Genomic DNA, 8,188 nt, shown 5'->3' on the forward strand with positions numbered 1-8,188 from the left:
GAAATGAAGTAGAGCGTCTGTTTCGCCGCTTGAAAGGTTTCCGAAGAATATTTAGTCGATTTGATAAGTTGGATGTCGTTTTTAAGTTCTTCATCAACTTTTCATTGATCGCTGACCGGCTAATTAGTGTTAACAGGCCCTAGGTACTAGCTGTCATGGGTTTATTTGGTAAAATTGTCCCGGATAACCGATCGAGGGCTCAGTGATGGAAACACAGGCAAACGATACAGCCAACCCCAAACCGGTCATGGATATGACCCCCATGCGCATTGGACTCTGCTGCCCACACTGTGGCGCCAAGGCGCGGGCGCGGACCAGTCAGCAGATCACACCGTTGTATCGGGAAATTTATTTCCAGTGCACGGATGTGGAATGCGGGCACACCTACGTCGCCGCACTCTCGGTGTTGCACACGCTATCCCCCAGCGCCAAGCCAAACCCCGACGTGAATATCCCTCTGTCCCCCAGAATTGTACGCCACTGATCCAGTCGCTATGGGTGCCCTTGGGGCACCCCGAGCCTGCGTCGTTTTGCGTCGCCCGCAAGCTATTGCCAACTCCCTTGCAGCCCCCGCCATAGCTGGGCCGGGCTGACTTCCGCCAGCAAGTCAAAATCAACACATTAAGTCCGCAGGCGAGGCGTGGGGCTGACTGCGCGCGCCGGGGCGGCGCAGGCCTGCGGCAGGCCGGGGGCGGTCGGTGGCGGATGGGAAAAAAGGCCGCCTGGTGCGGCCGAGGAGGAAAAGGAGCGAGAGCGGTGAGGACGGCTTAGGCGGGCTGGGGGGACGGCTCGGTACCGACGTCGACTTGGTAGGGCTGGAACTGGATCACCTCTTCGCCGATCCATTCGTTGAGCTCGGCGAAGCGGGCCTGCAGGGGTTTGAGTTCATTCTCGTTAAACACCCGCGTCGCCTTCTCCACGTCGCCGAAGCCGGCTTTGTTCTTGGGAATAATCCCCATCAGTTGCGGTGGCACGCGGTGGGCGGCGAGCACGTCGTCGCGGCTGGCGTCTTTGATGTGCAGAAACTCATCCCTGGCGGCGACCTCGCTGATGGGAATGACCTGGATGCCGTCTTTTTTGCCGTCGGGGCTGTAGAGGAACAGGTTGCGGAAGTTGCCGGGGCCTTTGGATTGCTTCAGGGCCTCGCGCATATTGTCGATATCCTCTTTTTGTTGGGCGGGGTCACTCACGTAGAGGATAAAACCGGCGTGGCTGCCGTTGAGATAATACTTGCGGCGAAACAGGGTGGCGGATTCGTTGAGGTAAGCAGCCTGCAGGGCGCTCAGGTACTCGGGCACACCGTAGATCTCCTGGTTGATATCCGGTTCGGCCAGGTGGAAGACGGAACCTTCGGGAAATTCGTGCTCCTCTTGCCAGCCCTGCACAAAAAAATACTGTTCGCCCTGGCCGCGGCGCACATATTTGGCCAGTGCCGGTTGCAGGTGTAGTGGCTGGCGCGCCAGGTTGTCGCGCCGCTCCAGATAGCCGTTGCCAAAAATCAGATATTCCAGCGCCCAGCGGGAAAAGGCCGCGCGGCTCAGCATCCGGTGGGGTATAAAGGTCGAGGCGAGGATATTGCGTTTCACATAGATGGCGGAGCTGTGGTGGGGGCTGGCCCGAAAACTTTTTGACAGTCCGTGGGGATTGATGGGCGGCTCATACCAGCGGCCGTTGTACCAGCTCTCCACATAGTCCAGGATCTCGCGCCGGTCCAGCACCGGTACCGGCTCGCCAAAGCTAAACGCCTCCATACGGGCGCCGCTGTCCGGGGTCGCCGTTGCCACTGAAGCGCCGGGGCCTGGCTTGCGCCGTCTCTTTCTGCTCATGAATAGATCTCCATAAAACCGCTGCTGTAGTCATCCTCGCTGCCGGCGCCCAGGGGTTCATTGCCCAGGGCGTGCATGGTGGCCCAGGCCAGTTCCGCGTGGCCGGTCGCCTCGCTGCGCCCGGCCTGGTAGGTCACCTGGCGACCGCTCGGGGTGAGTGTTTTTTTGATTTGCATAAAGGACTGCGCCAGGTCGGTCCAGCCCGCATCGAATTCCAGCCGGCCGTTGCCGATGACGTTGAGTGCGCGCAGCACCAGTTCCGTCTTCACCGCCGGGGAGTAGTTGAGCGCAACGGCGGCGGGAAAGAATTTGCGCACCAGCTGGTAAACCCCGGTGCCCAGGCCGGTGGTGTCGATGGCGATGTAGGCCACCGCATAGCGCTCGGTCATTGCGCGGATCTGCTTCGCCTGGGATTCAAAGTCCTGGCCCTTCCAGCGGTGCTTTTCCAATACCCGGAACTTGCCGCCGGGCACCGCCGGCGGAGCCACCACCACACAGCCGGCACCGTCGCCGTCCAGGCCCGGGTCGTAACCGATCCACACCGGGCGCGCGCCATAGGGGCGCAACGCAAAGGGTTTGATGTCCTCCCAGACTTCCCAGCTGTCCACAAAGCAGCGCTGCATCATCGCCAGCGGAAACACCGACTCGGTGTCGTCGATAAACTGGCACAGCAACAGATTCGCCCATTCGTCGGCGCTGTATTCCAGTTTCAGCTGGTCCAGATCGAACAGATCGCAGCCGCCGCGCAGGGCGTCCTCCACCGTGACGATTTGCCGCCACTGTCCGTCCTCGCAGTGCCGCCCCGGGGCCAGTGCACTGTGGCTGAGATCCAGGGCGATCCGCTCCGCTTTGGGGCGCCCGCGGTTGTAGAGTTCCCCGGCCCAGAAGGGGTAGGCGTCGTGGGTGATGGCGCTGGGTGTGGAGATATAGGTCAGCCGCCATTTTTTGTGCATCGCCATGCCCGAGGCGACTTTGCGCAGCTCCTGGAACTTGTGCACCCAAAAATATTCATCGAAGTACAGATTGCCGTGATAGCTCTGCGCCGTGCGTGCATTGGTGCCGAGAAAATACAGGTGGGCGCCGTTGGGCAAAATCATCGGATCGCCGCTGAGTTCCACCTCCGCCTCGGCCGCATACTGCACCATGTACTGTTTAAACACATGGGCCTGGGACTTGCTGGCGCTGAGAAAAATCTGATTGCGCCCGGTGTGGATGGCATCCGCCAGCGCCTCCCGTGCGAAATACCAGGTGGCGCCGATCTGCCGCGACTTGAGGATATTGCGGATCCGGTGTTGCAGTCCCGCGCCGTACCAGTCGCGCTGGTATTCAAACAGGGTGTCGCGAAACAGGGTGAGGAGTTTTTCCTTCTGCTCCTCCGTCATGGCATTGCGCTGGCGCCGTTTGCGCGACCCGGCGTTGCGGTTGGCCACTTTAGGGTTCAGGTCGCCCTCGTGGCCATCTTCCCGGGCATAGCGGCGCACCCGCGCCAGCCGTTCAATCTGCCGGCCCAGCAGATCGATTTCCTTAAAATCGGTGCCGGTCTTGGGCTCTTTGGCGATCAGCTGGATCAAGCGCGCCTCCAGGGAGGCTTCCACCCGCTCTATGGCCGGCGCCTCGCCCCAACGATCGCGCGTCTTCCAGCTCTCCACCGTGGTGCGCGGCAGGTCCAGGTGCCGGGCGATATCCCGCGTGCGCCAGCCCTGCCAGTAGAGGCTGCGGGCGGCCCGGCGCGGATCCGTGGTGGGGGCGGTGATGAACATGCCGGCAGCCTATACCGCCGTTTGCCACCGCCGGGCTGTGCCCCCTTTGTCCCCGGCGCCGCTACAAGCCGCGCGCATTGAGACAGGCGGCGCGGCTCCCGACTATCAGCCACAACCGCTTTTAGCCGGAACTGACACAGGGCCACCCCATGCCAAAGAAATACAACTCCAAATGGTTTCGTATCGCCGTCGAGGGCGACACCACCGACGGCCGCACCATCCAGCGCCAGTGGATCGAACAGATGGCGGCCAACTTCGATCCGGAAAAATACGGCGCGCGGATCTGGCTGGAGCATTTCCGCGGCATATTGCCCGACGGCCCTTTTAAAGCCTACGGCGATATCCTGGCGGTGAAGGCAGAAGAGGTCACCATTGATGGCGAACAGAAAATGGCGCTGTTCGGCCAGATAGATCCCACCGCAGACCTGGTGCAGATGAACCAGAAACGCCAGAAGCTGTATTCCTCGGTGGAAATCGATCCCAACTTCGCCAGCAGTGGCGAAGCCTACCTGGTGGGCATGGCGGTCACCGACTCCCCCGCGAGCCTCGGCACCTCCATGCTGGAATTCTCCGCGCAGCACCCGGATGCCAATCCCTTCTCCGCGCGCAAACAGCGTCCGGAAAATCTGTTTACCGCCGCCACCGAAGTCACCCTGGAATTTCAGGAGGTGGAAGAACCGGGCGAGGGTCTGGTGTCCCGCATCCGGGAACTGTTCAAGCAGAAAAACCGCAGTGACGACACCCGCTTTGCCAACATGGAAGCCGCCGTCGAAGAAGTGGCGGGCAACACCGTGGACACACTGGAAAAGTTCAGGGACGAAGTTGCCGCACTCAGGGAAGAGTGCCGCAAATTCGCCACCCAGCTCGCCGCCGCCCGCGACCAGACCGCGGCGCTGGAAAAGAAAATCGATCACACCGAAAACCCGGCCGGCCGGCGTCCCGCTGCCGCCGGCGGTGACGGCCAGGCACTGACCGACTGCTGACCGGAAAAAACCCGAACGCCGCGCTGGAATCCATCGGAATCCGCCGCGGCACTTAGGAGCAACAGAAGATGCGCAACGAAACCCGCAAAATCTACAACGCCTACCTGGAGCAGATCGCCAGGCTCAACGGCGTGGAAAAGGCCACACAGAAATTTGCTGTCGACCCCTCGGTGCAGCAAACCCTGGAAACCAAGATGCAGGAATCCTCCGAATTCCTCGGTCGCATCAACGTCATCGGTGTGCGGGAACAGGAGGGGGAAAAGCTCGGCCTGGGTATCGGCAGTCCCATCGCCAGCACCACCAACACCGCCAACCAGGATCGCCAGACCAAGGATCCCAGCACACTGGACGCGCAGCGCTACCGCTGCGAGCAGACCAACTCGGACACCCATATCACCTACGCCAAGCTGGACGCCTGGGCCAAGTTTCCCGATTTCCAGACCCGGGTGCGCGACGCCATACTGCGCCGCCAGGCCCTGGACCGGATACTGATTGGATTTAACGGTCTCAGCCGCGCCGCCACCTCCGACCCGGTCGCCAACCCGCTGCTGCAGGATGTCAACAAAGGCTGGCTGCAGCACTACCGCGAGCGGGCCGCAGAGCGCGTGATGACGGAAGTGGTTGAGAGTTCCGGCCAGGTCAACGTCGGCGCCACCGGCGATTACAAAAATCTCGACGCCCTGGTGTACGACGCCACCGGCAGCCTGCTGGATCCCTGGTATCAGGAAGACACCGAACTGGTAGTGATCTGCGGGCGCAGGCTGTTGCACGACAAATATTTTCCCCTGGTCAGCACCCAGGAAGCCCCCACAGAAAAACTGGCCGCGGACATTATCCTCAGCCAAAAACGCCTGGGCGGACTACCCGCCGCGCGGGTGCCGGGCTTTCCGGACAACAAGCTGCTGATTACCCGCTTCGACAACCTCTCCGTCTACTGGCAGGAGAGCTCGCGCCGCCGCACCCTGGTGGACAATGCCAAGCGCGACCAGATCGAGAATTACGAATCCTCCAACGACGCCTATGTGGTCGAGGATTTTGGGGCCGGCTGCCTGGTGGAAAATATCGTTATTCAAGTAACCGGATAATCAATCGATAGCCCCGGCTGCGCCGGCGGGCGCTTTTCAAATCGACAGCAAGCGGAGCACCCCATGACAAGCCCAGCCCAGCGCCACTATGAACGCACCCTCGCCGCGCAGGCCGCTACCGAGGACAGCGACTGTCACCACGCCAACGCCTACGAACGAATGTTGATGCAGCTGGCGGAGGATCGCCGGCGGCTAAAACAGGTGCAGTCCGTGGAGCGCAAGGTGGCACTCAAGCGCCAGCTGCTGCCCCGTTATCACGATTGGATTGCCGGCACATTGGAGGGCGGAGACGGCGCCCAGGACGATGTGCTGATGACCGCGCTGGTGTGGCATATCGACACCGGTGACTATGGGTGGGCACTGCGGATCGCCGACTATGCCCTGGCCCACAATCTGACCTTGCCGGACCAGTACCAGCGCGACACCGCCACCGTGATCGCCGAAGAGATTGCCGAAGCCGCGCTGGCCGCCCTCGGTGCCGGCCAGGCGTTCGACTTGGCGGTGGTGCTGAACGCGGATCAACTCACAAGGCAGCGCGACATGCCCGACCAGGCGCGGGCCAAACTGCACAAGGCCGCCGGCCTGCTGCTCAGTGAAGAAAATCCCCAGGCGGCACTGGAACACCTGCGTCGCGCCCTGAGTCTGCACGACCGCGTCGGTGTCAAAAAGGACATTGAAAAGCTGGAACGCGCGTTAAAAAAAACCACCGGCGGGACTGATTGAGCGATTGCTCTCCCGCCGCTGACCCGAGCGACCCACCGCGCCCGGCGGCGGGGCGGAGCCCGCGATAGCGCACAGCGATTCCAGGGCTCCGCCCCCCACCGCCGACTTCGCCGGCAGCAGGGAACAACCCCATGGATGCACTTGTCGTCAATGTCCCGGACAGCCAGCCCAGCAGCGGCGAGCCGTTTGGCAATGACGGCTGGTTCCCGGATATCGACCAGGAGCACCTGCGCGATAGCGTGCGGATTCACGGCGACATTCCCGAGCCGCGGCTCAGGGAAGCCTGTCTCTACGCCATGGCCAACGTCAACCGCGAATTGCGGGACTGGCAAAGCCGGCAAATCGAAAGCGGTTACAGCAGTCTGGCACAGGTGCCCGGCACCCAGATGGGCGGGGAGAGCCAACTGCTGATGCTCTACCGCCGCGCCGTGTACAGCACCGTCAAGGCGGATCTGACCGAACGCTACCGCGACCACGACAGCACCGGCGCCGGCCACGATCGCGCCGACGACCTCAGCCCCGGCATCGACGAACAGCGCCGCAACGCCCGCTGGGCCATCAGTGAAATCCTCGGGCTGTCCCGCAGCACCGTGGAGTTGATCTGATGCGCGTGCGCGCCCTGCAGGGGGACACACTGGACGTTCTCTGCCACCGGCACCTGGGGCGCACCGCCGGACTTTTGGAACAGGTGCTGGCCCTCAACCCGGCCCTGGCCGAATTGGGGCCGCTGCTGCCCAACGGCACTTCGGTGACACTGCCGGAACCGTCCCAGGCCGCGGCGGAACAGCAACCACTGATACAGCTCTGGGACTGATGGACGCACTGGACCGCGCCGCGGAATTGGAACAGCAGCAGCGTAATCATGCGCTGGAGGCGCAGCGCGCGCGGGCCGACTTTAACCGGCCCAGCGCCGCCGACTGCAGTGACTGCGGCGCGGAAATTCCACCGGCCCGGCGCGCCTTCGGCGGCATCACCCGCTGCGTCGAATGCCAGACCCTGCGGGAGAAGAGAAACAGGAGAGGATGATGCAGTTACCCGATTATGCCCGACTGCAAAGCGCGATGACGCGCAAAGCCTATGAATTTTTTGATCGCGGTGATTACAACCTGAACCTGGTGGGCATCCGCAAAGCCGACACCAGCGCCAATACCTTTAACGATCACCTGGCCGTGGCGTTTCGCCTCAACGGCGCGCCGCACTGTTACCTGTTTCCCGCCACCACCGACCCGGGCCTGTACTGGCGCCAGCAGCCCGCCAACGTCAAGGGCACCGCCATCCTGGTGCCCGGCCAGTACCCGGGCCTGTGGCAGATCGGCAAACACCAGGGCAGCTACACCGCACTGGTGCAGCGCGGGCCGGTGCGGGTTTATCGGGACAGCAATCGCGACCGGATACTCGACACCGACGCCCCCATCGAGGGCGGCTATTTCGGGATCAACTGTCACCGGGCGTCCGCCCACCAAAACAGCCAGCAGGTGGACCGCTGGAGCGCCGGCTGCCAGGTGCTGGCCGACCCGCTGGATTTCAACCTGCTGATGGCCCTGTGCCGGCGCGCGGAACCCCTGTGGGGCAACCGCTTCACCTACACCCTGATCGAGGAGGGCGACCTGTGAGTGCGACCGTCATTGCCAGCGCCGCAAAATTTTTGCTCGGCGGCCTGTTCGATACCCTAGGGCCTGTTAACACTAATTTTGATAAAATCTGCGTTTATGGAAATCACAAAATCGCAATTCAAAATTATCGAACACCTGCTGCCTTTACAGCGAGGTAACGTCAAAATACCGAATATACAGGTCATAAACGCTGTTTTG

General features: G+C 62.1%; 11 protein-coding genes. 9 read left to right on the forward strand and 2 right to left on the reverse strand.

Annotation, left to right across the window (positions count from 1 at the left end):
- Nucleotides 1-205: 205 nt before the first annotated feature.
- A complete protein-coding gene (locus AB1S50_RS18335) occupies nucleotides 206-484 on the forward strand; it encodes an ogr/Delta-like zinc finger family protein (RefSeq protein ID WP_367151398.1) in 279 nt (92 codons plus the stop codon).
- Nucleotides 485-767: 283 nt separating this feature from the next.
- Here the strand turns inward: AB1S50_RS18335 and AB1S50_RS18340 are convergent, their stop codons facing one another.
- Together AB1S50_RS18340 and AB1S50_RS18345 are read right to left on the reverse strand one after the other, a co-directional pair.
- Nucleotides 768-1,826 (reverse strand): phage portal protein, encoded by a 1,059-nt coding sequence (locus AB1S50_RS18340; protein ID WP_367152623.1) that lies wholly within the window; start codon nucleotides 1,824-1,826, stop codon nucleotides 768-770.
- Nucleotides 1,823-3,586, reverse strand: a complete 1,764-nt coding sequence (locus AB1S50_RS18345; protein ID WP_367152625.1) for a terminase ATPase subunit family protein — start codon at nucleotides 3,584-3,586, stop codon at nucleotides 1,823-1,825. Before AB1S50_RS18345 ends, AB1S50_RS18340 begins: the two co-directional genes overlap by 4 nt.
- 149 nt (nucleotides 3,587-3,735) lie before the next feature.
- On the opposite strand from AB1S50_RS18345, the gene AB1S50_RS18350 reads away from it, so the two are divergent.
- The 8 genes from AB1S50_RS18350 to AB1S50_RS18385 all read left to right on the forward strand — a co-directional run bounded on the left by AB1S50_RS18350 (nucleotide 3,736) and on the right by AB1S50_RS18385 (nucleotide 8,148).
- Nucleotides 3,736-4,569, forward strand: coding sequence for a GPO family capsid scaffolding protein (locus AB1S50_RS18350; RefSeq protein WP_367152627.1), 834 nt, complete (start codon nucleotides 3,736-3,738; stop codon nucleotides 4,567-4,569).
- Nucleotides 4,570-4,637: 68 nt separating this feature from the next.
- Nucleotides 4,638-5,654: a phage major capsid protein, P2 family gene (locus AB1S50_RS18355; RefSeq protein WP_367152629.1), complete on the forward strand. Its 1,017-nt coding sequence runs from the start codon at nucleotides 4,638-4,640 to the stop codon at nucleotides 5,652-5,654.
- Nucleotides 5,655-5,717: 63 nt separating this feature from the next.
- On the forward strand, nucleotides 5,718-6,377 hold the full coding sequence (gene gpM, locus AB1S50_RS18360) for a phage terminase small subunit (RefSeq protein WP_367152631.1): 660 nt from the start codon (nucleotides 5,718-5,720) through the stop codon (nucleotides 6,375-6,377).
- Between the two features lie 131 nt (nucleotides 6,378-6,508).
- Nucleotides 6,509-6,982 (forward strand): head completion/stabilization protein, encoded by a 474-nt coding sequence (locus AB1S50_RS18365; RefSeq protein WP_367152633.1) that lies wholly within the window; start codon nucleotides 6,509-6,511, stop codon nucleotides 6,980-6,982.
- Entirely contained in the window at nucleotides 6,982-7,191 is a 210-nt protein-coding gene (locus tag AB1S50_RS18370; protein WP_367152475.1) for a tail protein X, read from the forward strand. Before AB1S50_RS18365 ends, AB1S50_RS18370 begins: the two co-directional genes overlap by 1 nt.
- A complete protein-coding gene (locus tag AB1S50_RS18375) occupies nucleotides 7,191-7,403 on the forward strand; it encodes a TraR/DksA family transcriptional regulator (protein WP_367152635.1) in 213 nt (70 codons plus the stop codon). The genes AB1S50_RS18370 and AB1S50_RS18375 overlap by 1 nt, the downstream gene beginning before the upstream one ends.
- The gene (locus tag AB1S50_RS18380; RefSeq protein ID WP_367152638.1) at nucleotides 7,403-7,990 is read left to right on the forward strand and encodes a hypothetical protein; all 588 of its coding nucleotides are present in this window, start codon (nucleotides 7,403-7,405) and stop codon (nucleotides 7,988-7,990) included. Before AB1S50_RS18375 ends, AB1S50_RS18380 begins: the two co-directional genes overlap by 1 nt.
- The gene (locus tag AB1S50_RS18385) at nucleotides 7,987-8,148 is read left to right on the forward strand and encodes a hypothetical protein (RefSeq protein ID WP_367152640.1); all 162 of its coding nucleotides are present in this window, start codon (nucleotides 7,987-7,989) and stop codon (nucleotides 8,146-8,148) included. Before AB1S50_RS18380 ends, AB1S50_RS18385 begins: the two co-directional genes overlap by 4 nt.
- Nucleotides 8,149-8,188: the final 40 nt, after the last annotated feature.

Source organism: Microbulbifer discodermiae (assembly GCF_040742695.1).
Lineage (GTDB): Bacteria > Pseudomonadota > Gammaproteobacteria > Pseudomonadales > Cellvibrionaceae > Microbulbifer.